24 protein-coding genes and 1 riboswitch are annotated in these 24,744 nt (G+C 76.2%); of the genes, 10 read left to right on the forward strand and 14 right to left on the reverse strand.

From position 1 onward, the window contains the following. Positions 1-27 precede the first annotated feature (27 nt). Positions 28-681 (forward strand): 1-acyl-sn-glycerol-3-phosphate acyltransferase, encoded by a 654-nt coding sequence (locus K353_RS01975; protein WP_111551767.1) that lies wholly within the window; start codon positions 28-30, stop codon positions 679-681. A 108-nt stretch (positions 682-789) separates the two neighbouring features. On the opposite strand, the gene K353_RS01980 is transcribed toward K353_RS01975, so the two are convergent. The 8 genes from K353_RS01980 to K353_RS02015 all read right to left on the reverse strand — a co-directional run bounded on the left by K353_RS01980 (position 790) and on the right by K353_RS02015 (position 7,388). Continuing rightward, positions 790-1,782: a hypothetical protein gene (locus K353_RS01980; protein ID WP_111551768.1), complete on the reverse strand. Its 993-nt coding sequence runs from the start codon at positions 1,780-1,782 to the stop codon at positions 790-792. A 151-nt stretch (positions 1,783-1,933) separates the two neighbouring features. After that, on the reverse strand, positions 1,934-2,659 hold the full coding sequence (locus K353_RS01985) for an aspartate/glutamate racemase family protein (protein WP_111551769.1): 726 nt from the start codon (positions 2,657-2,659) through the stop codon (positions 1,934-1,936). A gap of 88 nt (positions 2,660-2,747) precedes the next feature. Next, entirely contained in the window at positions 2,748-3,413 is a 666-nt protein-coding gene (locus tag K353_RS01990) for a DUF4232 domain-containing protein (RefSeq protein WP_111551770.1), read from the reverse strand. A 341-nt stretch (positions 3,414-3,754) separates the two neighbouring features. Next, positions 3,755-4,186, reverse strand: a complete 432-nt coding sequence (locus tag K353_RS01995) for an ATP-binding protein (protein WP_111551867.1) — start codon at positions 4,184-4,186, stop codon at positions 3,755-3,757. Between the two features lie 260 nt (positions 4,187-4,446). After that, entirely contained in the window at positions 4,447-4,617 is a 171-nt protein-coding gene (locus tag K353_RS02000) for a hydrophobic protein (RefSeq protein WP_111551771.1), read from the reverse strand. Positions 4,618-4,708: 91 nt separating this feature from the next. Next, positions 4,709-5,479, reverse strand: coding sequence for a polysaccharide deacetylase family protein (locus K353_RS02005; protein ID WP_111551772.1), 771 nt, complete (start codon positions 5,477-5,479; stop codon positions 4,709-4,711). 136 nt (positions 5,480-5,615) lie between these two features. Beyond that, a complete protein-coding gene (locus K353_RS02010; protein ID WP_146616366.1) occupies positions 5,616-6,197 on the reverse strand; it encodes a hypothetical protein in 582 nt (193 codons plus the stop codon). 228 nt (positions 6,198-6,425) lie between these two features. Further along, positions 6,426-7,388 carry an alpha/beta hydrolase gene (locus K353_RS02015; protein ID WP_199527951.1) on the reverse strand — a complete coding sequence of 321 codons (963 nt, stop codon included), beginning with the start codon at positions 7,386-7,388 and terminating at the stop codon, positions 6,426-6,428. Between the two features lie 102 nt (positions 7,389-7,490). Here K353_RS02015 and K353_RS02020 point away from each other — a divergent pair, with 102 nt between their 5' ends. The 4 genes from K353_RS02020 (at position 7,491) to K353_RS02035 (ending at position 9,812) form a co-directional block, all read left to right on the forward strand. Then, positions 7,491-8,519 (forward strand): Lrp/AsnC family transcriptional regulator, encoded by a 1,029-nt coding sequence (locus K353_RS02020; RefSeq protein ID WP_111551774.1) that lies wholly within the window; start codon positions 7,491-7,493, stop codon positions 8,517-8,519. 152 nt (positions 8,520-8,671) lie between these two features. Then, the gene (locus K353_RS02025) at positions 8,672-9,091 is read left to right on the forward strand and encodes a phage holin family protein (RefSeq protein ID WP_111551775.1); all 420 of its coding nucleotides are present in this window, start codon (positions 8,672-8,674) and stop codon (positions 9,089-9,091) included. Beyond that, positions 9,088-9,549 carry a DUF3618 domain-containing protein gene (locus K353_RS02030; RefSeq protein WP_111551776.1) on the forward strand — a complete coding sequence of 154 codons (462 nt, stop codon included), beginning with the start codon at positions 9,088-9,090 and terminating at the stop codon, positions 9,547-9,549. The genes K353_RS02025 and K353_RS02030 overlap by 4 nt, the downstream gene beginning before the upstream one ends. Then, positions 9,546-9,812, forward strand: a complete 267-nt coding sequence (locus K353_RS02035; protein WP_100839135.1) for a DUF4235 domain-containing protein — start codon at positions 9,546-9,548, stop codon at positions 9,810-9,812. The genes K353_RS02030 and K353_RS02035 overlap by 4 nt, the downstream gene beginning before the upstream one ends. 78 nt (positions 9,813-9,890) lie before the next feature. Here K353_RS02035 and K353_RS36450 read toward each other — a convergent pair whose 3' ends face one another. After that, a complete protein-coding gene (locus tag K353_RS36450; protein ID WP_111551777.1) occupies positions 9,891-10,976 on the reverse strand; it encodes a Fic family protein in 1,086 nt (361 codons plus the stop codon). Positions 10,977-10,992: 16 nt separating this feature from the next. Then, positions 10,993-11,778, reverse strand: a complete 786-nt coding sequence (locus K353_RS02045; protein ID WP_146616367.1) for a DUF6426 family protein — start codon at positions 11,776-11,778, stop codon at positions 10,993-10,995. Between the two features lie 254 nt (positions 11,779-12,032). Here K353_RS02045 and K353_RS35105 point away from each other — a divergent pair, with 254 nt between their 5' ends. Then, positions 12,033-15,278 (forward strand): LuxR family transcriptional regulator, encoded by a 3,246-nt coding sequence (locus K353_RS35105; RefSeq protein ID WP_111551779.1) that lies wholly within the window; start codon positions 12,033-12,035, stop codon positions 15,276-15,278. 57 nt (positions 15,279-15,335) lie between these two features. Here K353_RS35105 and K353_RS02055 read toward each other — a convergent pair whose 3' ends face one another. Beyond that, positions 15,336-15,590: a lipopolysaccharide assembly protein LapA domain-containing protein gene (locus tag K353_RS02055; RefSeq protein WP_111551869.1), complete on the reverse strand. Its 255-nt coding sequence runs from the start codon at positions 15,588-15,590 to the stop codon at positions 15,336-15,338. A 144-nt stretch (positions 15,591-15,734) separates the two neighbouring features. On the opposite strand from K353_RS02055, the gene K353_RS02060 reads away from it, so the two are divergent. Beyond that, positions 15,735-16,922, forward strand: a complete 1,188-nt coding sequence (locus K353_RS02060) for an MFS transporter (RefSeq protein WP_370447540.1) — start codon at positions 15,735-15,737, stop codon at positions 16,920-16,922. Positions 16,923-16,984: 62 nt separating this feature from the next. Here the strand turns inward: K353_RS02060 and K353_RS02065 are convergent, their stop codons facing one another. Beyond that, complete coding sequence (locus tag K353_RS02065; protein WP_233533310.1) at positions 16,985-18,544, reverse strand: FAD-binding oxidoreductase; 1,560 nt, start codon at positions 18,542-18,544, stop codon at positions 16,985-16,987. A gap of 226 nt (positions 18,545-18,770) precedes the next feature. Between K353_RS02065 and cobF the strand changes: the two genes are divergently transcribed. Beyond that, positions 18,771-19,532 carry a precorrin-6A synthase (deacetylating) gene (cobF, locus tag K353_RS02070; RefSeq protein WP_111551782.1) on the forward strand — a complete coding sequence of 254 codons (762 nt, stop codon included), beginning with the start codon at positions 18,771-18,773 and terminating at the stop codon, positions 19,530-19,532. 135 nt (positions 19,533-19,667) lie between these two features. Continuing rightward, a riboswitch (cobalamin riboswitch) is annotated at positions 19,668-19,894 on the forward strand. Positions 19,895-20,042: 148 nt separating this feature from the next. Then, a complete protein-coding gene (gene metE / locus K353_RS02075) occupies positions 20,043-22,349 on the forward strand; it encodes a 5-methyltetrahydropteroyltriglutamate--homocysteine S-methyltransferase (protein WP_111551783.1) in 2,307 nt (768 codons plus the stop codon). Positions 22,350-22,431: 82 nt separating this feature from the next. On the opposite strand, the gene K353_RS02080 is transcribed toward metE, so the two are convergent. Beyond that, positions 22,432-23,190, reverse strand: coding sequence for a CbtA family protein (locus K353_RS02080; protein ID WP_111551784.1), 759 nt, complete (start codon positions 23,188-23,190; stop codon positions 22,432-22,434). A gap of 33 nt (positions 23,191-23,223) precedes the next feature. Further along, on the reverse strand, positions 23,224-23,436 hold the full coding sequence (locus K353_RS02085) for a CbtB-domain containing protein (RefSeq protein ID WP_111551785.1): 213 nt from the start codon (positions 23,434-23,436) through the stop codon (positions 23,224-23,226). A 392-nt stretch (positions 23,437-23,828) separates the two neighbouring features. On the opposite strand from K353_RS02085, the gene K353_RS02090 reads away from it, so the two are divergent. Continuing rightward, positions 23,829-24,416 carry a histidine phosphatase family protein gene (locus K353_RS02090; RefSeq protein ID WP_111551786.1) on the forward strand — a complete coding sequence of 196 codons (588 nt, stop codon included), beginning with the start codon at positions 23,829-23,831 and terminating at the stop codon, positions 24,414-24,416. Positions 24,417-24,744: the final 328 nt, after the last annotated feature.

Here is a 24,744-nt window from a genome sequence, read left to right on the forward strand (position 1 = left end):
CCGATCACGATCCGAGGACCGCCCCCCATGCTGAGCGCCGTCGCCCGCACCGTCGTCCCGGTTCTCGGACGCTTCACCGTCACCGCGGACGAGGCGACGGTCCTGGCCCCCGGCAGCATCGTCGCGCCCAACCACTCCTCGCTGGTCGACCCGGGCGTGGTGCTCGCCGCCGTCCGCCGGCTGGGCGTCGAACCGGTGGTGCTCGCCACCGCCGGGCTGTGGCGCGTCCCACTGCTGGGCGGCGCGCTGGTCCGCGAGGGCCACATCCCCGTCCACCGCGGCACCGAACGGGCCGCCCGGGCGCTCGGGGCCGCGGCCGACGCGCTGGCGGCCGGGCGGGTCGTCGTCCTCTACCCCGAGGGCCGCCTCCCGCGCCGGGTGGACGCGGCCGACAGCGCGCCCGGCCCCTTCCGCACCGGCCTGGCCCGGCTCGCCGCCACCACCGGCGCCCCGGTCGTCCCGCTGGGGCAGGCGGGTGCCCGACGGATCAGCTCCGGGTCCACGGCCAAGCAGCTCGCGGGCCTGGCCACCGCCCCGCTGCGCCGCCCCGCCGTGCACGTCCACTTCGGGGCACCCCTGCTCCTGGACCCCGACGTGGACACCGCCACCGCCCAGGCCCGCGCGGCCGTGACCGCCGCCTGGCGAACCGCCGCCGCCCACCTGGCCACCCGCCGCGCCTGACCGGAGCCCGCGCCGCCCGGCCCCGGCCCCGTAGGCAGCGCCTCAGCCGGGCCGGGCCGGTACGCGGTCGGGCCGGTGGGCGGCCGGGCCGGTAGGCGGTCGGACGGCTCAGTCGCCGGGCCGGTCCCAGTAGCCGGGGTCGATCGGTCGGCGTTCCTGGAGGTCCCGGCGGACGGCGAGGGCCAGGCGGAAGGTGTCCGCGCGGTTGATCCGGGCTCCGATCACGGCACCCACCAGCAGCGGGGTGAGGGTCGGGAGCTTGCGCAGCCCCGCCCGGGTCAGCCGCTTGCTGACCTGCCGCCGCAGGCCCGCGCCCTTGCTCAGCACCACCAGCGTGCCCGGGCGGGTCAGGTCGAGGCCCCGGCCCTCGCTCCAGGCGGCCAGGTAGGACTGCGAGCGCTGCCGGATCGAGCCCGTCGGGGCCTGGCCGTAGATGGTGTACAGCTCGGCGATCAGCTTGAGTTCGATCGCGGCGATGGCGAGCAGTTCGGCGCCCATCTCCACCGCCAGGGCCGGTGGCACCGGCAGCATCGCCACCGCGCCGGTGCTCGCGCCGACCGCCGCCGACGCCTTCACCGCGCCGGAGACGATCAGGTCGGCCAGTTCGTCGGGGGTCCGGGCGCCGGGGTGCTGGTCGCGCAGCGTGGCCAGGTCGCGCACCGGGATGCGCGGGGCCGCGTCGAGCAGGCGGTCCGCCAGGACCCCGGCCCCGCTGCGGGCCCCCGTCCCGAGGCGGCGACCGCCGCGCAGCAGGCCGCCGCCCAGCCGGGTGGCCAGCCCGGTGCCGCCCGGTCGGGTGCTGTCCGGCCCGGCGATGTCCGGCTGGGCGCTGTCCGGGTCCGGCCGGTGGCCGCCCAGCCGGGCCACGAGTGCGGACATCCGGCGCTTCCGCTCGCCCGGAGGAACGGGGTCCTCCCGGACGGGACCCTCCCAGACCTCCGCCTCCGCGGCGATGCGGGCCAGCTCTTCCGCGGCCAGCTCCTCCGCGGTCGGGTGTCCCGTGGTCGGCTCCTCAGCGGCCGGGTCCTCCGTGGTCGGGTCGTTCGGCCGCACCTCGCCGTCGGGGTGCTCCGACGGATTCGGCTCACGGATCGGTTCCATGGGTTCCCTCTCCTCCCACCGCCCGGTCGGCGGACCGGTGCGCGTCCTGCGCGGACTGGGGCCGGGTGGCCCCGGCAGGGCGGATACCCGTTCTGCCGGTCCGCAAGAACCCCACCGGGCAGGAAGGACGAAAAAGGGGGGCGCGGTCCCGTCAGGGGGTGCGCGGCGGCGGCCCGGACGGCGCGTCCGGGCCGAGGGCGGCGTCGACCGCGGCCCGGGCGTGCAGGGCGGTGGTCGGGAAGAGCGGCACCGGGCTGTCGGCCGCCCCGACCAGCAGCTCGATCTCGGTGCAGCCCAGGACGACGCCCTGCGCGCCCCGGGAGACCAGCTCGGCGATCACCTCCCGGTAGGCGGCCCGGGACTCCTCCCGGACGACGCCCAGGCACAGCTCCTCATAGATCACCCGGTGCACGACGGCCCGGCCCGGCGCGTCCGGGACCAGCACCTCGAGTCCGTGCCCGGCCAGCCGGCCGCGGTAGAAGTCCTGCTCCATGGTGAACGCGGTGCCGAGCAGCCCGACCCGGTCCAGCCCGGCCGCCCGGACCGCCGCGGCGGTGGTGTCGGCGAGGTGCAGCAGCGGTATGTCGACCGCGGCGGCCACCTGGTCGGCGACCTTGTGCATGGTGTTGGTGCAGATCAGCAGCAGGTCGGCCCCGGCCGCCGCCAGCGATTTCGCCGCCCGGGCCAGCACCTCCCCGGCCTCGGTCCAGCGGCCCGCCGTCTGCAGCTCCTCGATCTCGGCGAAGTCCACCGAGTGCAGCACGCACTTCGCCGAGTGCAGCCCGCCGAGCCGCTCGCGCGTCAACTCGTTGAGCAGCCGGTAGTACTGGGCGGTGGACTCCCAGCTCATGCCGCCGATCAGGCCGATGGTCTTCATCGCGCCAGTCTGCCATCCCGCCCCGGCGGCCCGATCCCGGGCCCGATCTACACCCGGGGCCGACCGGCGCCCGGGGCGGGCCCCGGGGTCACTCGCCCTGGCCGGCGCTTCCCACCGGGCCGACCTTCACCGGGGTCCCGCTGCCGTCCGTGACGGGCAGCGAGGCGGCGCCCGGCCAGGGCAGGGTGACCGACTGGGTCTCGTCCGGCGGGGTCACCACCAGGCCGGTGATCCGGATGCCGGAGCCGCCCGAGGTGTTGGCCGGGTAACCGATGCCGAAGTAGGTCGACTTGCCGCTCTTCAGGACGCCCGCGACGACCGGTTCGCCGGACCGCTCGGCGGACAGCGGGCCCGCCGAGGTCTGGAGGTCGACGCCCGCGTACCCGGAGATCGCGCAGTCCTTGCCGCTGCGGTTCTTCAGCTCGACCACGACGGTGCGGGTGGCGTCGCCGGTGACGGTGCGGTCGGCGGCGGTGACGGTCAGGTCCGCCGTCCGGCACTTGGCCGCCTTCCCGGCCGCGTCGGAGCCGGTCGGTGCCGCGCTGGTCGGCGTGGCGCTCTTCCCCGCGCCGCCCGGAGTCTGGCCGCCGCCGGTGGAGGCCGTAGGAGACCCGGTGGACGCGGCGGACCCGGTCGGCGTCGCGGCCCCGGTCGGGGCGCCCTGCGCCGTGTCGGTCCCGTCGTCCTGGCAGGCGGTGAGCGAGAGGGCGGCGGCGACGGCCAGGGCGGCGAAGACGGACGTGCGGGCGCGCATGGTGTTCTCCTCGAGTGCGGGAAGTACGGGACGTACGGGACGTACGGGACGGTGGTGCCGCCCGTTCGGTGCGAGCGTGTTTCCGAAGAGCAGGACTGCCGGACCGGCCGAACCGTTGCGTCCGGTCCGCCCCCAGGACAGTGCTGTGACAGTGCGGCCGGGAGCGGCCCGCCCCTGCGCACCGGCCGCTGCCCCCGACCAGCCCTGACACCGTCTCACCCGGCTCCGGAACAGCACCGCCGCCGTGGCTGCCCGCCGGGACACACCCGTGACCCGGACGGCCTTGACCACGGCCGCGGTCCTTCCTCCGCGGTCCTGCCCTCCCGCCGGCCGGCCTCGGATCAATCGCCTTGGTGTTCGGTGCAGTTGGTCGGGTGGAAGGAGGCGATGACGGTCTTCCCCCGCCCGTCGGGCCGGGCCTGCCAGTCGTCGGCGAGGCTGTCCACCAGCGCCATCCCGCGGCCGGAGGTGGCCTCGGACCCGGCCTCGCGCGGGCGCGGCATCCTCGGCGAGTCGTCGTGCACGCTGACGTACAGGCAGGAACCGTCCCAGGTGAGGACGAGGTTGGCGTCGCTGCGGGCGTGCAGGTGGGCGTTGGTGATGAGTTCGGAGATGGTGAGGATGACCGCGTCGGCGGTCTCGGGTGCGCGGGCCGTCCAGCCGAGTTCTTCGAGGTGTCGGCGGGCCCAGGAGCGCCCGGTCCGTACACCGCTGGACACGGGCAGCGTCCGCGCCCAGCCCACGGCCCGCAGTGCGGGGTCGTGTCCTTCCATGGTCTCCATCCCTTTCGTCTACGGGCTCGTTCCGGGCACGGCTCGGACGCGGTACGAGGAGGGCGGGTTCGCACCGGGCCGGGCCGTCTCCGCGCTGTTCTCCGCGCCGGCCCGTCCGACGGCTGCTGGAGGTCTGCCCCGTGAGCGGTGACGCACACCCCGCCGCGCCGAACCGGGTGGCGGACACGGACGAGCGGGGCCCGCGCCTGCGCGCGGACCCCGCTCGATGCCGGTTCCCGGGCGTGCCCGGACCGGAGCGCTTACCAGCGGTACCAGCGGCGACGGCCGCCGGAGGGGTGGGCGCCGCGGGCGACGAAGCCGACCAGCCAGACCACCAGGACGATGATGGCCACCCACCAGAGGGCCTTGAGTGCGAATCCGGCACCGAACAGGAGTAGGGCCAGCAGCAGGACGAGAAGAAGGGGAACCACGTGCAACCTCCGTAGTCGGTGTCGAACCGCCGTCTGCCCGTGGCCGGGGCGAACATGCATCCGGGAGAACGGGGTCGGGGCCGACGGCCCGTCACCGGTAGACGGTGCCGGGCCGCGCCGTGCCGGGAGCGAGCAACTGGTCGACGGTGACGAAGGTGTAGCCCTGGTCGCTGAGCGACTTGAGCACGGCGGGCAGGGCGGGGACGGTGCCCGCGTGCAGCGGGTGCAGCAGGACGATCCCGTCGCGGGCGGCGCCGTCCAGGACCCGCCGGGTGATCAGCGCGGTGTCGTCGGTCGCGTAGTCCTGCGCAGTCACCGTCCAGAGCACCTGGGCCATGCCGAGTTCCCGCGAGATCGCCGAGACCCGGTCGTCGGTGCGGCCCTCCGGCGGGCGCATCAGGGTGGGCCGCCGGCCGGTGAGTTCCTCGATGGCGTCCGCGGTGCGGCCGAGTTCGTCCCGGACCTGCGCGTCGGAGACCTCGGTCAGCCGGGGGTGCGTCCAGGTGTGGTCGCCGATCTCGTGCCCCTCCGCCGCGATGCGCCGCACCACGTCGGGGTGGCTGTGGAGGTCCCGCCCCTCCAGGAAGAACGTGGCCGGGGCGCGGTACTCCGCCAGCAGGTCCATGACCTTCCCGGTGGGCTCCCCGGGGCTGCCGTCGAAGGTGAGCGCGATGCACTTCTCCCGCGCGCAGTCCGCCTGCCCCGCGACCGGCGCGCCCTTCGCCTGCTTCCGCGCCTGCCCGGGACTGACCGTGACCATGGCGAAGCTGCGGATGACCGCCACCGTGACCAGGGCCGCGACCGCCAGCACCGCCACGCCCAGCAGCAGGTGGAACCGGGGCCGCCTCTTGACCAGTTTCATGCCGCGAACCCTACATTTGTCCCTCTGTCCGATGGATCCGACGTAACGGCCGCACGCCGCAGCCGGGGCGGGGCACCGGACCGGCGGCGGACCCTCGTCCCTCGACCGTCACCCCTCCCCCCTCACCCCTCGACCGTCAGTCGAAGTACACGACGAGCCGGACGCCGTGGTCGCCGAACCGGCCGGCCAGTGCGGCCATGACGGCGAACACGTGCTCCCAGCCGGTGCCCGGCCCGACGGCGTCCCCGAGGGTGAACGGGCGGTACGTGACCCGCGTGGCGCCCACCGACCGTTCACCGAACGGCAGTTCGGCGGGGATCCAGCCGCCGACCCCGGGGCCCATCCGCCGCACCAGCACCGCCGAGCCCCACCGCTCGCCGACCCAGAACCGCCGCTGCGCGTACCCGCCCCGCACCTGCCCGCCCTCACCGGTCGGCTCGCGCAGCAGGACCACGCCGCGCAGACCCGCGGGCGAGGCCGCCAGGTCGGCCCGCGCCAGCTCCGCCCAGCTCACCGACGTCGGGCTGGGCACCGCCGCGTCCAGGCGGCGCGCCTCCTCGAACTCCGTCCGCACCGCCGCCGAGGCGTCCCCCGGCAGTCCGCGGCGCGCGGCGAGCGGCTCCCGCCCCAGGTCGTTGCGCACCCCGAACAGCGGGGCGAACACCGGGTAGTCGCCGAACTCCCCGTACAGCGGGCACAGTCCATGCAGCGCTGCCACGGTTCCCACTCGCACCAGTCCTCGTCGGCGTGCGGATCCCGGATCTCGATGCAGCCGTACACGTCGGTGCCCACGCACGTCGGTGCCCGCGACCGCGAGGCTAGGCCGCGCCCCGACGCGACGGCCGGCCCATTCCGCCGCGCCGTCCCACGGGCGGACGCGCTGTGCCGCGCACCCGCCTGGCGCACGCCGACGAGGACATCGACGCGCAGCGGTCCCGGGCACCGCTCACCCGGCGGTCCGCCGCGCACGGTCGCGTCGGCCCGGGTCTTTGGCCGCGTCCGATTGGTCGGCGAGCAAGTGCTTTCGCAGGAAGGCGAGTTGGGCGGTGACGGCCGGTTCGTGGGCTTCCAGGAACGGGGCGTAGTGGCGGCCGGGCAGGCGGAGTGTCTCGGCGCGCGGGGCGGTCGCGGCGGCGCGCAGGGCGGGTCCGGGCAGGGCGCTGCGGTCGTCGTCGCAGACGACCACCAGGAACGGGCAGTGGATGCGGGCGGCGTGGCGGCCGGGGCGGTAGGTGCCGAACTGGAGGGCGATCCGGGCCGCGACGGTCCGGTCCCAGTCGGTGTGGCGGCGGTCGGGGTCGAGGGCGCGGTCGCCGTCCGTCGCGTCGGCGGTGGTGAGCGAGGCGACGGTGCCGCGCGGTCCGGCGGTCGGGACCAGCAGCGGCGGGCGGCCGGCGAGGCCGCCGAGCAGGTCGGCGGCGGCCCGGCCGAACAGGCGCAGCGCCGCGCGGGGGGTCATCGAGCGCAGCGCGTGCGGGGTGATGGCGGGGGCGTCGGCGAGCGGGGTCTGGGCGATGGCGGCGGCCAGCCGCGGGTGGTCGGCGGCGACCCGCAGGACGTGGCCGCCGGCGAGCGAGAAGCCCCAGACGGCGATCCGGACGGGGTCGACCTCGGGCAGGCCGGCCGCGAAGTCGACGGCGGCGCGGTAGTCGGCGATCTGCTCGTCGAAGCGGACGACCTGGCGCGGGGTGCCCCCGCTGCCGCCGAAGTGCCGGAAGTCGAGGGCGAGGACGCTGAACCCGGCCCGGTGGAAGCGGGCGGCGAACCGGTCGGTGGCCGGTCCCCTGGTCACCGAGGTCCCGCCGGCCATGACCACGCAGCCGCCGTTGGACCCCGGGTAGTGCCAGGCGGCGCACGTGGTGGTGCCGCTGGCGAAGCGTACTTCGGTGCGTGGCCGGATCTCGGGCACGGGAGCCTCCTCGGTGGGGATCGGTCGGGGTGCTTCCCATCCTCGGCCCGCAGGTGCCGGAACGGTCGCCGCGGGGCGGTGCGATGAGCGAAACTCGCTGTCATGGTCCGTGCATCGGCGCATTCCGTTCTGAGTCCCCTCGACCAGCGGCTGGTCGCCGCGCTGCAGTGGGACGGCCGGCTCGGCGCCGAACGGGCGGCCGAGGTGCTGGGGGTGGGGGCGGCGACGGTCCGCCGCCGGCTGCGGGCGCTGACCGCGGACGGCACGGTGCGGGTGGTGGTCTCCCCGGTGGCCCGGCCGCGTCACGGGGGCTCGGCCGGGGCGCTGTTCCTGCGGATCAGGGTGCTGCGCGGCAAGCTCGACGCCATCGTGGCCGCGCTGGCGGCGCGCGAGGACGTCCCGTTCGTCGACGTCACCACGGCGGGGGACGAGATCTTCGCGGTCGCCCGGACCGAGCCCGGTTCGCGCGACCGGCTGGTGTTCCGTCAACTGCCCTCCACCCAGGCGGTGACGTCCGTGGAGAGCGCCACTATCCTGCACGTCTTCCGGCTCACCTCCGAGTGGCGCCACCAGGTGCTGACGGCGGCCGAACGCACGGCCCTGGCCCCGGCCTCCCCGCTCCCGCCCGCTCCGGTCCCGCCCGCCCCGACACCGCCCGCTCCGGTCCCGCCCGCACCGACACCGCCCGCCCCCGGCCCGTACGGTGTGGAGGCCGACCCGCTGGAACAGGCCCTGCTGGACGCCCTCGCCCCGGACGCCCGGCTGAGCGCGACGGCCCTGGCGGCCCGGACCGGCCACCCGGAGAGCACGGTCCGCCGCCGGTTGGCCCGGATGGCCGCGGAGGGCCGACTGGTCACCCAGGTGCTGGTCGACCCCCGCCGGCTCGGGCTGCCCATCGAGGCGAAGTTCCTCCTCCGGGTGACCCCGGACCACCTGGCCGCCACCGGCCGCGCCCTGGCCGCCCACCCGGCCGTCCACGGCGCGTTCGCCACCTCCGGCCCCTCCAACCTGCACGCGGCCGGCTACTTCCCCGATCTGGACTCCCTCTACGGCTTCCTCTCCCGGGACCTGACCGGCCTGGGCATCACCCACGTCGAAACGGCCGTCGTCACCCCCGCCACCGGCCGCTGAACCCCTCCCGCTCCCCCGGGCCGCAGAGCACCCGCCGACCACGCCGGCACCTGCAGTGGATGACCCGCGGGTTCAGGGGTAGGCGCGGGCGGGCGGGGAGAGATCCCGGCCCGACGCACGGGAGCAGGACGGCAGCAGGAAGGAGCACGGCCATGAGCAGCGGCATCGGGGACGGCGCCCGGTACGGCGGCGAGGAGCCGGTGGGCGCCCTCGTCACGCGGGCGTCGCAGCAACTCTCGGAACTGGTCCGGGAGGAGATGCAGTTGGCCCGGGCGGAGCTGACCGAGAAGGGCAAGCGCTACGGCCTGGGCGGCGGCCTGGTCGGCGGGGCCGGACTGGTCGGCATCCTGGCGGCCCAGGCCGTGGTCGCCGCGGCGATCGCCGCCCTCGCACTGGCCCTGCCGGTGTGGGCGTCGGCGCTGATCGTCGCGGCCCTGCTCGCACTGGTCGCCGCGGTCCTGGTCCAGGCCGGCCGCAAGCAGGTGGCCAGGGCCGGCGCTCCCGCGCCCGAGCAGACCATCGACAGCGTGAAGGCCGACGTGGCCGAGATCAAGGAGAGGGCACACCGATGAACGAGCAGCCCCAGGGCGACGGTTCGGCGGAGACCGACCGGCTCCGCGAGCAGGTCGAGCACACCCGCGAGGACCTCGGCCGCACGGTCGAGGCGCTGGCGGCCAAGGCGGACGTCAAGGAGCAGGTCGTGGAGAAGACCGCCGAACTCAAGGAACAGGCCGCCGAGAAGGCCGCGCAACTGACCGGCAAGCTCCGGGAGAAGGCGGGGCAGGCCGCCGACCTGGTCAAGGAGAAGACCCCGGACCAGGTGCTGGAGAAGGCCGACCAGGCCGCCACCCAGATCCGCGACACCGCGGTCCACGCCGGTCAGCTGGCCGCCGAGAAGACCCCGGAGCAACTGCGGCAGAAGGCCGCGTCCGCCGTCGCGGCGGCCCGGGCCAACCGCACCCCGCTGCTGGTCGGCGGCGCGGTCCTGGTGGTCACCCTGCTCCTGCTGCGCGGCCGGAAGCAGAAGTGAACGCGGTCAAGATCCTGTACAAGCCGGTCGGGCTGACGCTCGGCGTGGTCGGCGGCCTGCTCGCGGGCGTCGCCTTCAAGCAGACCTGGAAGCTGATCGGCCACGACGACGACACCCCGGACGCCACCGACGAGGACCGCACCTGGCGCGAGGTCCTGCTCGCCGCCACCCTCCAGGGCGCGATCTTCGCCCTCGTCAAAGCCGCCATCGACCGCAGCGGAGCCACCGCCACCCGCCGCCTCACCGGCACCTGGCCCGGCTGACCCACCCCCAGGCGCCGGTCCCCCACCTCAGGGGGGACCGGCGCCTCGGCACGTCCGGACGGCGCCCAGGAGCGGGCCTCAGGGCGGGGGGTCCTCGTACGGGGTGTCCAGGACGGCGAGGGCCTGGGGGTGGATCAGGGCGCCCGGGAGGCAGGGGTGGGGGGTGAGGATTCCGGCGGTGCGGAGGCGGTCGAGGGGTGGGGCCGGGTCGTGCGGGATGCGGTCGTGGAGCCAGGGCGCGGAGAGGGCGGGGGCGGTGCGGAGGCAGTTAAGGACGGCCGTCTCGGCGGCGTCGCCGTCGGTGCGGGCGATCGCGGCGTCGATCAGGGCGCCGTAGGTCTCGACGGTCGCGGTCCGGTGGCGGGCGGTGTCGGTGACGGTGCGGGCGAACAGTTCGCCCCAGGGGGCGAGTCGGCCTTGGGCGGCGGCGACCACCGCCCGGTCGTGCTCGGCCCGGTGGCGTTCGGTCCAGCCTTCGAGGTCGAGCAGGAGGCCGGGCAGGAGGCCGGCGGCCACCAGGTCGCACTCCGCGAGGAGCCGGGCGGTGCGGCCGTTGGCGTCGGGGAAGGGGTGGACGGTGAGCAGCCGCACCATGCCGAGCGCCGCGGCGTCCAGCGGCGGCGAGGTGGTCCGGGTGCCCCACGCGTACCAGCGCCGGACGTGGTCGCGCAGGTCGCGGCCGGGGCGGACGGTCATCACGAAGCGCCGCCCGTCCGGCCAGTTCACCCTGGCGGTGGCGTTCCGGAAGCCGCCGGTGCCGGGGATGTTGGGGTCGGCGGCGACGAGCAGCCCGTGCAGTTCGGCGAGGGCGTCCGGGGTGAAGCAGGGGCGGCGGTCGGGCCGTTCGGCGCGTTCGGCGCGGACCGAGTGCACGGCCAGCAGTCCGGCCGCGGCCCGGGCCTCGGCGGCCTCGGCGATCCGGGCGGTCGCCTGTTCGCCGGTCAGTCCGGCGAGGTGGCGGTGGTGCGCCTTCGTCCGGTAGCGGGGGCGGTGGAACAGGTCGGGGTCGCCGAGGTGGCGCCGGACGGCCGCGGTGAGCGCGGCGAGGGCGGCCAGCGCCGCGGCCCGGGCCGGTCCGGGGATCACCTCCGCGTCGAGCAGCGGCACGACCGGCACGACGGGCGTGGCCGGCCGTGCCGCCAGTTCGGAGGGGTGGCGGGGCATCAGGACGGGACCGGCCTCAGCAGGGGCGCGGGGTCACGACGCCGGTCGGGGCCGTGACGTTCACGAACTCGGTCTTGTACGAGAGGCTCCAGTAGTCGAAGGTCGTGATCCGGTAGACGTTGGTCTGGTACTCGACGAACAGCGACCAGCTCTCGCCCGGGTTGAGGGTGAAGTCGACGGTCTGGCTGCGGCTGATCGTGGTGTTGAGCTGGGTGCCGATCGTGGCGGTGAGCACGTCGACCGCCTTCGCCGAGATGTTGGTGCTGACCTGGTAGGTGACGTCGTACTTGACGGTCTCCGCCACCTTGTACGGCATGGAGTTGCCGTTGCGGTAGCAGTTCTCGTGCTTCTCCCAGAGCTTCCCGAGCCGGTACAGCACCGCGCCCGGGGTGCTGTCCTCGCCGCCCCCGCCGACGGCTCCGGTGTTGCCGGGGATGGCCGGGTCGGCCGGTGCGGGGGCCGGTGTGGCGGTGCCGGTGACCACGACGGTGGGCAGGGTGGCGTCCGCCACGGGCACGGGCGCCTCGCTGACGTTGGACCCGTTGGTGATGACGGTCGGCAGGCTGCCCGTCGCCGGCCCCGGGTCGTCGCCCGGGTAGTCGGGGTAGCCGGGGTCGGGGAGGTCGATGATCGGCGGGTCCTCGTCGTCCGGGTCGTCCGGCGGCGGCGGGTCCTCGTTGCCGCAGGTGGAGTGGTCGTCCACGCAGGACGCGTAGGCGGTGAACGGGGCGGTGACCGCCGGCACCGTGGTGAGGACGGTGGCGCCGAGTGCGGCGGCCACCGCCATGCTCCTGAGTTTCACGTTGTCCTCCGGATCGGAAGGTCGGGAGAGGCCAGCTTGATCGAGCACGCCCGCGGAAGCGTCAGGGGGAGCACGTAATCTCCGTACGTATCTCCGGGCCGCCCGTGTCAGGGCGCACCCGGTCGACGCCGCCGAGTCGTCAGGACCGCCCGGCCCCGCCGGGGAGGTCAGCCGGGGAGTGCGGTGGCGCCGGGGCGTCCGGAGGGCGGGCCGGGTGGGGCACCTCGCGTCGACAACGGAAGTGGGCAAGCGCCTTGCAGCACAACAGTTCTCCGGCCGGGCACCTCGCCGCGGAGCAGCTCGCCGGAGAGCAACGGCCCGCCGGGGGCCGGCTCGTGGGGCGGGAGGCCGAACTCTCCGCGCTCACCCGGGCCGTGCTCGCGCTGGAACGCGGCCGGGGCTCGGTCGTCGAGCTGCCCGGGGAACCGGGGATCGGCAAGACCCGCCTGGCCGGGGCGCTCCTGGAGCTGGCCGCACGGCGCGGGGTCCCGGTGGCCCGGGCCCACGCCCGGCGCGGCGGCACCGGCCCGTGGCAGGTCTTCCGCGACGCCCGGGAGTCGGCGGGCGGCGACGGTGCGGCGGAGCAGCGGTTCGACGGTCCCGAGCAGCAACTCGACCGCCCGGAGCAGTGGTTCGACGGTCCCGAGCAGCAACTCGACCGGCCGGAGCAGTGGTTCGACGGTCCCGAGCAGCAACTCGACCGGCCGGAGCAGTGGTTCGACGGTTTGGAGCAGCAACTCGACTGGCCTGAGCAGCGGTTCGGCGGCCCGAAGCAGCAACTCGACGGTCCGGGGCAGCGGTTCGACGGCCCGGCCGACCGGCCGCTCGCCTGGGCGGCGGGGCACCTCGTGGTGCTGGACGACGTCCACCTGTGCGATCCGGCGTCGACGGCGCTGCTGGTCCGGCTGGTGCGGTCGGTGACGCCCGCCCCGTTCCTGCTCGCGGTCGCCCACCGGCCGGGGCAGACCGCGCCCGCGCTCCGGGCCGCGCTGCAGGACGGGGTGCGGGCCGGGACGGTGACCCGGGTCGAGCCCCGTGCCCTCACCCCGGAGGAGGTGGCCGTCCTGCTGGCCGACCGGCCCGCAGACGGGGAGCCCGGAGCCCACACCCCGGCCGAACTCCGGGCGTTCGCCGCCCGGTTGTGTGCCGCGGCCGAGGGCAATCCGCGCTACCTGCGCCTGCTCGTCGCGGCGCGCTGGCAGCCCGAGCACTGGCCCGAGCGGGCGGGCACCGACCCGGCCGGGCTGCTGCGCGCGGCGAAGCCGCTGGTCGCCGAACTCGACGCGCTGACGCCGCCCGCGGCGCTCACCGCGTCCGCGGCGGCCGTGGCCGGCAGCCCGTTCCGGCCGGAGGACGTCGCCCGGCTCTCCGGCCTGGGGGCGGACCGCACCCTCGACGCGCTCGCCGAACTGGAGGAGGCCGGCCTGCTGCGGCAGGCCGACTGGCAGGGCCGGCTCGCCTTCCGCCACCCGGTGGTCGGCCACGTCGCGCACGAGCGGGCCGGGCTGTCCTTCCGGCTGCGGGCCCACCGCCGCGCCCTGGAACTCATCACCGGCCGGGACGGGCGGGCCCGCGACCGGGCCCGGCACGCCGAGCACCTGCTGGGCAGCGACGCGGCACTGGCCGCGCGCACCCTGGCGGAGGGGGCGGCGGAGATCGCGGCGCTGGAACCTGCCACCGCCGCCCGCTGGCTCGGCCTGGCCCTGGAGGCCCTGCCCGACGGAGGGGGCGGCGGCGCGGACGCCGCCGCCCGGAACGCGATGGAACTCGCCCGCTGCCGCGCCCTGATCGCCTCGGGCCACCCGGGCGAGGCCCGCACCCGGGCGCACGAACTGCTCGGCCGCCGGGCCGCGACGCTCGACGAGCGGCAGCTGTGCCAGGCGTACGCGGTCTGCGTCGGCGCCGAGCGGCAGCTCGGCCGCTACGCGGAGGCGGCGGCCCTGGCCGACGCGGCCCTCCGCCTGCTGCCCCGGCCGCTGCCGTCGCCGCTGCCGGCCGAGGCCGCCGAACTGGTCATCGAGCACGGGCTGGTCCACGTCCTGCGCGGCACCCACGACCAGGCCCGGGCCCTGCTCCGGGAAGCCGTCCGGGTGCCGACCGGGGCCGACGGACACGGCGGCGGCCCCGACCCCGGCCCCGCCTCCAGCCACGGAGACGGAGACGCGGACGCGGACGGCGTCACCGAGCCGGACCGCACCGTGTTACGGGTGCTCGACGCGCTCTGCGTCACCCACGCGGGCGACCTGGCCGAGGCCCTGGACGAGGTCACCCACTGCGCCCGGCTGGTCGACGCCCTGCCGGACCCGATGGCCGGCCGCACCCCGGAGACCCTGGCCCTGCTCGGCAGCGCCGAGCTCTACCTGGAGCGGTTCGCCGACGCGGCCCGCCACCTGAGCCGCGGGCTGACGGCCGACCGGCGGGAGCTGACCGCCGACCGCCACGGACCGGCCACCGATCATCGCGGACCGGCCGCCGACCACCGCGGACCGACGGCCGACCGCCGGAGGCCCCAGCGGCCCGTCCTGCTCCACCGCCTGCTCGGGCTCGCGGTGGCCGAGCAGTGGACCGGCCGCCTGGAGTCCTCCCGGCAGCACGCCACGGAGGCCGAGGACCTCGCCCACTGCCTGGGGGTGCGGCCCGCGCTGGCCCTGGCACGAGCGATCCGCGCGACGGCGCTCGTCTGGGCCGGTGACCCGGAGGGCGCCGCCGAGGCCGTGGCGCTGGTCGAGGAGGCGACGGAGGCGGCCCCGTCCGGCCACAGCTGGTGGGCGGCCTCGGCGACCGGCCTGCTCGCCCAGGCCCGGCTGCTCGGGGGCGATCCGGCCGGGTGCCGGCGGACCCTGCTGGACGGCGGGACCGACGAGCGGCTGCCCCTGGTCCGGCCCTTCTCCCGGCCGTTCCTGCTGGCGGTGCTGGCGACCGCCACCCTGGAGTGCGGGGACCGGGCGGAGGCGGAGCGGCTGGTCCGGACCGCCGAGGCGGAGGCCCGGCGGCTCGGGCTGCCCGTCCAGGAGGCCCACGCGCGGTGCGCCCGGGCCCGGCTCCAGCTGGCCGACGGCGACCACGGCGCGGCGGCCGGGCACTTCGCCCGGGCGGCGGAGGCGTTCCGGGCCGCCGGGATGCCGGTGCAGTACGCCTGGACCCTGGCGACCGGCGCCCGTGCCTTCCACGAGGCGTACGGCCCGGCCGCGGCCCTCGACCGCCTGGGCACGGCCGAGGCGGTCGTCCGGACGCACCCGGCCCTGCTCGTGACGGAGCAGGTGACCCGCGCCCGCGCCGAACTGTCGACGGACTGCCGCACCGCGCACCCGCGCGGCCTGCTCAGCGACCGCGAGCTGGAGATCGCCGAGCTGGCCGCGACGGGGCTGCGCACCCGCGAGATCGCCGAGCGGCTCTTCCTCAGCCCGCGCACGGTGGAGACCCACCTGTCCCGCGTCTACCGCAAACTCGACGTCCCGTCCCGGCTCGCGCTGTCCGACCTCCTGCGCCGAACCAGGTGACCGATCGGTCACCGGCCGACCGGTCGTTCGGCGGCCGACCGGTCGTTCGGCGGATGGCTAGCGCCTGGAGCGGCGGCGGGCCAGCAGTTCGCCGAGGGCGGCGCCGACCAGCAGGGTGACCAGGAGGACCAGCCACAGCGGGAGGGTGACGGTGGGGATCCACAGCCGGATGCGCACCGAGGCGGTGTTCACCGCGATGAACCAGATCGCCAGTACGCCGAGCACCAGGAAGGCGATCGTCCTGATGCGCACGTCGCGGCCACCGACCGTCATCGAGGACGGCCGGTCCGCACTGTTCCTGTTGTCAGCCATGTGGCCCATTATGTGAGGGATGTCGCGATTCGGCCCGTCGGCGGCGGGTGCCCGGGGCTCCGGCGCGCACCCGCCCCCGTCCGCGCCCGTCCGCCCCCGGCGCGCCGGTTCCGGCCGGTCCGGCGCGCTGCCTACGGTGGGGTGGTGACAGATCGTCGACGCAGCGGGTACCTGGGGGCGGCGGGCGCGTTCGCCGTCTGCATGGCCGGCACCACGCTGCCCACCCCGCTGTACGGGCTGTACCAGGAGCGGATCGGCTTCTCCGAGCTGATGGTGACGGTGGTGTTCGCCGTCTACGCGCTCGGGGTGATCGGCGTGCTGCTGCTGTTCGGGAACGTCTCGGACGCGGTGGGCCGCCGCCCGGTGCTGCTGTGCGGGCTGGCCTGCGCGGGTGCCAGCGCGGTGGCCTTCCTGGCCGAACAGGGCCTGGCCTGGCTGTTCGCGGGCCGTCTGCTGTCGGGCTTCGCGGCGGGCCTGTTCACCGGCACCGCCACCGCGTACGTCCTGGAGCTGGCCCCGCCCGAACGCCGGGCCCGGGCCGGTTTCGTGGCGACCGCCGCCAACATGGGCGGCCTGGGCTGCGGACCGCTGCTGGCCGGGCTGCTCGCCCAGTACGCGCCGGGGCCGCTGGTCCTGCCGTTCGCCGCCCACCTGGCCCTGCTGGCGCTCTCCTGGGCGGTCGCCTGGGCGCTGCCGGAGACCGTCGCCGGGGCCCGCCCGCTGCGCACCGCCCGGCCCCGGCGGCCCGCGCTGCCGGCCGAGGTGCGCGGGGTGTTCGTGCCCGCCGCGATCGCCGCGTTCGCCGGGTTCTCGCTGCTGGGCGTGTTCACCTCGGTCAGCCCGGCCTTCCTCGCCGAGGACCTGGGGGTGCGCAACCACGCCGCGGTCGGCCTGATCGTCGCCGCCGCGTTCTTCGCCTCCACCGTCGGCCAGCTGCTGGTGCCCCGGCTCGGGGCCCGGCGGGCGATCCCGCTGGGCTGCCTGGTGCTGATCGGCGGCCTCGGCCTGCTCGCCCTCTCGCTCGCCACCGCCACCCTCGCCCCGCTGGTGCTGGCCGCCCTGGTCGGCGGCGCCGGGCAGGGCATGGCGCTGCGCGGCGCGGTCGGCGAGGTGGCGGACGCCGCCCCCGCCCGGCACCGGGGCGGCGTGCTCTCGGCCCTGTTCGTGGTCGCCTACCTGGGCATCTCCATCCCGGTGATCGGCGTCGGCCTGCTGTCCGGCCCGCTCGGCCTGGCCGACGCCGGACTGGTCTTCACCGCCTGCATGGCGGCCCTCGCCGCCGCCTCCGGCGCCTTCCTGCTGCGCCGCGCCCGCTCCTCCCCCGCCACCTGACCGGACGCCATGTCCCGCTGATACCAACCTGGTTGGCTCCCGGATGTGACGCGCCCGACCCGTCAGGCCGCCGTGACCGACTGCGGGAAGGCGAAGACCCCGTCGGGGTCGTAGCGGCGGGCGGTCCGCTGGAGCCGCGGCAGGTTCGCGCCGTAGTAGGCGCGGCCCCAGTCGGGCAGGGTGGCGTCGATGTAGTTGACGTACGCGCCGGGGGCGCCGAGCCGGGCGAGGCCGTCGCGGATCTCGTCGACGGTGGCGCGGGCCCGGTCCTCGGTGGCGGGGGTGGCGCCCGCGTAGACCTGGGCACTGGCGAGCGAGCCGCGGTGCGGGAAGGCCGTCGCGTCGGGGGCGGGTTCGGCGACCGCGCCGCCGAGCGAGTCGAGCAGCAGGTCGACGCCGGTGCGGCCGGTCATCAGCTCGGTGAGCCGGGCCGGGGCCACCGGGCCGGGGCCGAGCATCCGGGAGGCCGCGACGAAGCCGGTGCGGGTCAACCGTCCGCCCTCCCAGGTGGGGTGGCACTGGGCGACGGTGTCGTCGGCGCAGCCCGCCATGAACTTCATCGCGCCCAGGTAGTCCTTGGCGGCGACGGTGCGGCCGGTCGGCCGGGTGCCCGCCGCCCGCACCAGGCGGTCGATCTGCCGGTTCGCGCCGTCCGGGTCGCCGACCCAGCAGCCGACGACCTTGCCGGTGGGCGGGTTGCCGCCGGAGACCTGGCAGCCGGCCCAGAGTTCGGGCGGCGCGTCGGCGACCCACTGCTGCCAGGCGCCGAGTACCTGCGGGACGGAGCCGGCCGGGAAGGGCAGGACGAAGACGGTCAGGCCGGGCGCGGGCGGGGTGTCGAAGGTGAACCGGGTGACCACGCCGAAGTTCCCGCCCCCGCCGCCGCGCAGCGCCCAGTGCAGGTCGGGTTCGTGCTCGGCGTCGGCGGTCAGCACGCAGGAGTCGGCGGTGACGACCTCGGCGGCGGTGAGCCGGTCGCAGGTCAGGCCGTACGTGCGGGCCAGCACGCCGATGCCGCCGCCCAGGGTGAGGCCGCCGATGCCCACGGTGGGGCAGGACCCGCCGGGCAGCAGCCGGCCGGCGGCGGCCAGGCCCGCGTAGACCTCGATCAGCCGGGCGCCCGCGCCGACCTCGGCGCTGCCGTCGGGGTCGACCCGGACGGTGTTCAGCGCGCGCAGGTCGATCACCAGGCCCCGGTCGGGGACGCTGTAGCCGAGGTAGCCGTGGCCGCCGCTGCGGGCGGCGATCGGGAGGCCGTGGCCGCGCGCCACGTCCAGGCAGGCCCGGACGTCGTCGGCGGAGGCGCACCTGGCGACCGCGCCGGGCAGTTGGCCGTCGTTCAGCTCGTTGAAGCCGAGCCGCGCCGTCCCGTACCCGGGGTCGGCGGGCAGCACCAGCCGGTCGCCGAGCCGTTGCCGCAGCGCCTGCCAGTCCGGCGGCGCGGCCCGCCACCCGCGCCGGCGGGGCGGGAACGCCCGTACCGAGCCCGCGTCCGCGCCGGAGGCCGGACCCGTCCCCGGGCCCGCACCCGTACCCCGGTCCTGCGCGCGGGCCGGGGAGACTCCCGCCGCGAGCCCCGCCCCCAGCGCTCCGCCCGCGGTCAGAAAACGACGACGGTCCATTGTCACGACGCACCTTCCTCCCCCGCGCCGGGCGCACGGGGGCTCTGCGCCGATCGTCACGCCCCGCCCCGCCGTCGCCCGGCCGCGGCCCGCCGGAGTGCGTCCGATGGCCCAGCGCGTGTCCGCGCGCGCACGACGCCCCGCCGGGCTCCGCGCGCCGGGGGCTGCCGGTCGGGGCGCCGCCCCGGGCCGGTGAACGCGCCGGGCAGCGGGCACAATCGCCGGTATGCGTACTCTTCTCGTCATCGGCATCGGCGCGGGCGACCCCGACCACCTCACCCTGGAGGCGGTCAAGGCGATCGGCCGCACCGACGTGTTCCTGCTGCTCGACAAGCCGGAGGAGCGGCAGGACCTGATGCGGCTGCGGCGGGACATGATCGCCGAGCACGGCCGGGCCGGGCACCGGGTGGTCGAGCTGGTGGACCCGGCGCGGGACCGGTCGGCGGCCGGGTACGCGGAGGCGGTCGAGGAGTGGCGGGAGCGGCGGGCCGACCTGGTGGAGCGGGCCGTGGCCGAGGAGCTGCCGGACGGCGGGACGGGCGCGCTGCTGGTGTGGGGCGACCCGTCGCTGTACGACAGCGTGACCGCCGTGCTGGACCGGGTCCTGGCGCGCGGGCGGACCGGGTTCGGGTACACGGTGGTGCCCGGCGTCAGCAGCGTCTCGGTGCTGGCGGCCCGCCACCGCACCACGCTGACCCGCACCGCGCGGCCGGTGCGGATCACCACCGGGCGGCGGCTGGCCGCCGAGGGGTTCGGGCCGGGCGCCGAGGACGCGGTGGTGATGCTGGACGGGCAGGCCGCGTTCACCGCCATCGACCCGGCGGGCGTGCACATCCACTACGGGGCGTACCTGGGCACCGAGGACGAGATCCTGGTCTCCGGCCCGCTGGCCGAACAGGCCGACCGGATCGCCGGGTTGCGGGCCGAGGCCCGGGCCCGCAAGGGCTGGATCATGGACAGCTACCTGCTGCGCCGCACCGACGGCTGAACACCGCCCGGCCACCGCCCGTCTGCCCGCATCCGGCCCGCAGCCGGTCCGCAGCCCGCCCGTCCGCCGCCCGCCCGCGCGTCCCACGGACCGGACAGCTGCCGGACTTCGCACCGGAGAACGCCCGGTCCGTTCTACACTGGCCGCGCAACTGGTTCGCCCTGTCCGCCAGGCAGGGCGTCGCAAGAGGGAACCCGGTGGGAATCCGGGACTGCCCCGCAGCGGTGAGTGGGAACGACCGCCGTCATACGCACTGGGTCCGGACGGGCCTGGGAAGCGACGGCCAGTAGGTGCCCGGGAGCGTCGAGCCTCCCCGGGCGGGCCCGCGAGTCCGAAGACCTGCCCGTTGCCCGGGTGCGACCGTTCGCACCCGGTGACCGGTGACCTCGAGGGCGGGTCGGTACGGACACCAGGCGGGCAGGCGCGGTCGAGCGCGGCACCGCCCGGTCTCGGCACCCCCGCGCCTCCTGTGCACCGGACCCAGGATCAAGGCTCGCGAGGAGAGTCCCCTTGACTGCGAAGTCCGTAGCCGCGGCAACCGTCCACGGATACCCCCGCCAGGGCGGGAACCGGGAACTGAAGAAGGCGATCGAGGGCTACTGGCGGGGCACCGTCACCGCCGACGCGCTGCGCGCCACCGCCGCCGAACTGCGCTGCGCCAACTGGCGGCAGCTGGCCGGCGCCGGCATCACCGAAGTCCCCACCGGCGACTTCTCGCTGTACGACCACGTGCTGGACACCACGGTCGCCGTCGGTGCGGTCCCGCCCCGGCACCGGGCGGCGTACCAGGCCGACCCGTTGGAGGGCTACTTCGCGATGGCGCGCGGCACCCAGCAGGTGGCGCCGCTGGAGATGACCAAGTGGTTCGACACCAACTACCACTACCTGGTGCCGGAGTTGGGCCCGGACACCGTCTTCGCCGCGCACTCCGCCAAGCAGGTCGGCGAACTGCGCGAGGCGCTCGGCCAGGGCTACCGGGCCCGCCCGGTGCTGCTCGGCCCGGTCACCTACCTGCTGCTGGCCAAGCCCGCGCCCGGCGTGGCCGCCGACTTCGAGCCGCTCACCCTGCTGGACCGGCTGCTGCCGGTGTACGCGGAGCTGCTGGCCGACCTGCGGGCGGCCGGCGCCGAGTGGGTGCAGCTCGACGAGCCCGCGCTGGTGCAGGACCGCACCCCGGCCGAGCTGAACGCCGCCGCCCGCGCCTACCGGGAGCTGGGCGCGCTCACCGACCGCCCCAGGCTGCTGGTCGCCTCCTACTTCGACCGGCTCGGCGAGGCGCTGATCACCCTGGCGAAGGCCCCCGTCGAGGGCCTGGCGCTGGACTTCACCGGCCCGGCGGCGGGCAACCTGACCGACCTGGCGGCCGTCGGCGGCCTGCCCGGCAAGCGGCTGGTCGCGGGTGTGGTCGACGGCCGCAACGTGTGGATCAACGACCTGGGCAAGTCCCTGGCCACCCTGGGCACCCTGCTCGGCCTGGCCGACACGGTGGACGTCGCCGCCTCCTGCTCGCTGCTGCACGTCCCGCTGGACACCGCCGCCGAACGCGACCTCGACCCGCAGATCGGCCGCTGGCTGGCCTTCGCCCGGCAGAAGGCCGCCGAGACCGCCCTGCTGGCCCGCGCCCTGCGCGAGGGCACCGCCGCCGTCACCGCCCAACTCGCCGCCAACCGGGCCGACCTGGCCTCCCGCGCCGCCTCCCCGATCACCCGCGACCCGGCCGTGCGGGCCCGGGCCGCCGCCGTCACCGAGGCCGACACCCGCCGCGACGCCCCGTACGCCGTCCGCGCCGCGGCGCAGAAGGCCCGGCTCGGCCTGCCGCTGCTGCCCACCACCACCATCGGCTCCTTCCCGCAGACCGCCGAACTGCGCTCCGCCCGAGCCGAGTTGAACGCCGGACGGATCGACGCGGCGGACTACCGCAAGCGGATGGAGGCCGAGGTCCGCGAGGTGGTCGCCTACCAGGAGAAGGCCGGGCTGGACGTGCTGGTGCACGGCGAGCCCGAACGCAACGACATGGTGCAGTACTTCGCCGAGCAGCTCACCGGCTACCTCGCCACCCGGCACGGCTGGGTGCAGTCCTACGGCACCCGCTACGTGCGCCCGCCGGTCCTGGCCGGTGACATCTCCCGCCCGCACCCGATGACCGTCGACTGGTACCGCTTCGCCCAGGACCTCACCGACCGCCCGGTCAAGGGCATGCTCACCGGCCCGGTCACCATGCTGGCCTGGTCGTTCGTCCGCGACGACCAGCCGCTGGCCGACACCGCCCGGCAGGTCGCCCTCGCCCTGCGCGACGAGGTGGCGGACCTGGAGGCGGCGGGCGCCGCCGTCATCCAGGTCGACGAGCCCGCGCTGCGCGAGACGCTGCCGCTGCGGCGCTCCGGCTGGCCCGCGCACCTGGACTGGGCCACCGACGCGTTCCGGCTCACCACCTCCGGGGTCCGCGCCGACACCCAGGTCCACACCCACATGTGCTACGCCGAGTTCGGCGACATCCTGCGCGCCATCGAGGAGTTGGACGCGGACGTGATCTCGCTGGAGGCCGCCCGCTCGCACATGCAGGTGGCGCACGAACTCGCCGAGGCGGGCTACCTCGCCGAGGTCGGCCCGGGCGTGTGGGACATCCACTCCCCGCGCGTCCCCTCCCCCGAGGAGGCGCTGGAACTGCTGCGGGCCGGACTGGCCGCGATCCCCGCCGAACGCCTCTGGGTCAACCCCGACTGCGGCCTGAAGACCCGCGGCTGGACCGAGACCCGCGCCTCCGTCGACAGCCTGGTCACCGCCGCCCGCACCCTGCGCGCGGAACTGACCGGCTGAACCACCGGGGGCGGACCGGCCCGGAACGCCGACGGGCCGGCCCGCACCTGACGTGGTGCGGGCCGGCCCGTCGGGGGCGCCGCTAGCGGGCGGCGGGGGCCGCCGTGGCGGCCGGCTCGGCGGTGCGGGCCGGCTTGGGCAGCAGGAGCCGCTCGGCGAGGTGGCCGAAGAGCAGGCCGAAGGACAGCCAGAGGGTGAGCTGGATGGCCAGGGCCGCGACCCGGAACTGCCAGAGCAGGGTGGCGGAGAAGTCCTCAGGGACCTCGTTGATCGCGGGCAGCAGGACGTACCCGATGCCGATCAGCACGGCGTAGCCGAGCCCGGCCACGATCGTGGCGTTCCAGTTGCCCAGCCGCGGGGCGAGCTGCTTGCCGGCCACCACGGCGGCGACGGCGAGCAGCACGCTCAGCAGCATCATCAGGAAGTACAGGGTGGTGCGCTTGCCGATGGTGTCCGGGTCGCCCACCGACGGCGGGTTGGCCGGGTACTTGAGGAACGGGACGAGGTAGACGGAGGCCAGCGCCGCGCCGGAGAGCAGCAGGGCGGCGGCCCGGGGGCCGAAGCGGCCGGTGCGGCCGAGGGCGAAGCAGTACGCGAGGGCGGCGATGCCGCCGAGCGCGATGCCGTAGACCAGGATGCCGGTGGCCAGGCCCGCGGTGGACTGGAGGGTGCGGCTGACCAGTTCCTCGCCGTGCTCGTGGCTGTGGGAGTCCTCGAAGGCGATCGCGGCGTCCACCCGGGGTTCGCCGAGCAGGTAGGCCACGATCAGGGCGAGGACGCCCGCGCCGAGCCCGGCGAGCATGCCGCGGACCAGCAGGTTTCTGACGATGTGGGAGTTCATGTGCGCAGGTGCTCGCTTCTTCTGCCGGGCGGGTCAGTGGCAGGGGAAGCCGAGCAGGTGCCGGCCGTCGTGCACCCACTCGTGCACGCTCTCGCCGGAGACCAGCGAGGTGGCGCCCTGCTCGGCGCCGACGAAGTAGAGCAGGGTGAGCAGCAGGATGCCGAAGAAGACCGCCCAGGGCGCGATCGCCTTGACGGAGAGGGGGGTGATGGCCGGCGTGGCGGCGGGCGCTATGGGGTGAGCCATGGCGGTGTGACCTCCTTGCGGGAACTCGCGTCCCGTGTCGTGTGGAGCAGGGTCGACGGAGGCGGGTCTGACTTCCCGTCGGCCGCCTGGGCGGCTCCGGGTTCACAGTGGCGCGACCGTGCCGGGCTCTCACCGGACTTCCACGCACCGTCGTTGATGTGGACTTGTTCGCCGAGAAGGTACCGTTCCCGGGCGGGCCCCGCCAGGGGCGCGGCACGCCGTGCTACCAATGCGTGCACGAATGGTCCCCGGGAGGGAGGCGCTGTGGAGCTCCGGGTGATGTTGGTCGCCCCGGCCCCCGCCGGTTCGCCGGCGGGCCGCCCCCCTGCGCCCGGACGGTGCACGTCCGACCGGCGCACGTACGGCCGGTGGGTGTCCGGCCGGTGGGCGGCATGACCACGGGAGTCCGAACGGTCCGGGTGGCCCTGATCGCCCCGGCGCTCGGCGCGGAGCTGCACGGGGCGCGGTTCGGGGACGACCGCCCGCTGACGGAGGCCGAGCTGGCCCCGGCCCGCGTCCTCGCCGCGCCCCGGGCCGACCGCGTGCTGTCCGCGCCCTCCCCGCGCTGCCGGCAGACCGCCGGGGCGCTGGGTCTGGTTCCGGACGCCGTCGAGCCCGCGCTGGCGGACCTGGACGCGGGCGCCTGGCGCGGCCGTCCGCTGGCCGAACTCGCCGCCGCCGAGCCGCGGGCGCTCGCCGCCTGGCTGTCCGACCCGGACTTCGCCCCGCCCGGCGGGGAGTCCGTCACCGCCCTGCTGGCCCGGGTCGGCCGCTGGCTGGACGCCCTGCCCGCCGACACCGGCCGCCTGCTGGCCGTCGCCGAACCGGCCGTCGTCCGGGCCGCCGTGGTGCACGCCTTGGCCCTGCCGCCCGCCGCGTTCTGGCGCCTGGACGTGGCCCCCCTCACCGCCACCCACCTCAGCGGACGCGCCGCCCGCTGGAACCTGCGCTGCGGCACGGCCCTGTCCGCAGCGAACTGACGTCTCGTCAACTCTTCGACCCGCCAAGGCAGTGGAGGCACCTGTCCACCGCACCGCGCATCCGGCCGTGCGCCCCTTCCCACCGACCCGCACGGCCCGACCGCCCGCCCGGCGGCTCCGCCACCCCCGCGCCACCCGGCGCGGCAGGTCAGGCGGTGCGCCCGGCGGTCGGCCCCGCGGAGGCACCGGATCGGCCGGATCGGGCCGGTGCACCTCCGAACGCCCCCGAACCGTGACCTGACCGTACGTCAATTCCCGCTCCGGTGCCGTATTGTCGCCGTCCTCAGCCGTCCTCGGTCGGACGCGGCCGCATCCGCCGTTCCGGGCG

Source organism: Kitasatospora sp. SolWspMP-SS2h (assembly GCF_003259315.1).
GTDB classification, from domain to species: Bacteria; Actinomycetota; Actinomycetes; order Streptomycetales; family Streptomycetaceae; genus Kitasatospora; species Kitasatospora fiedleri.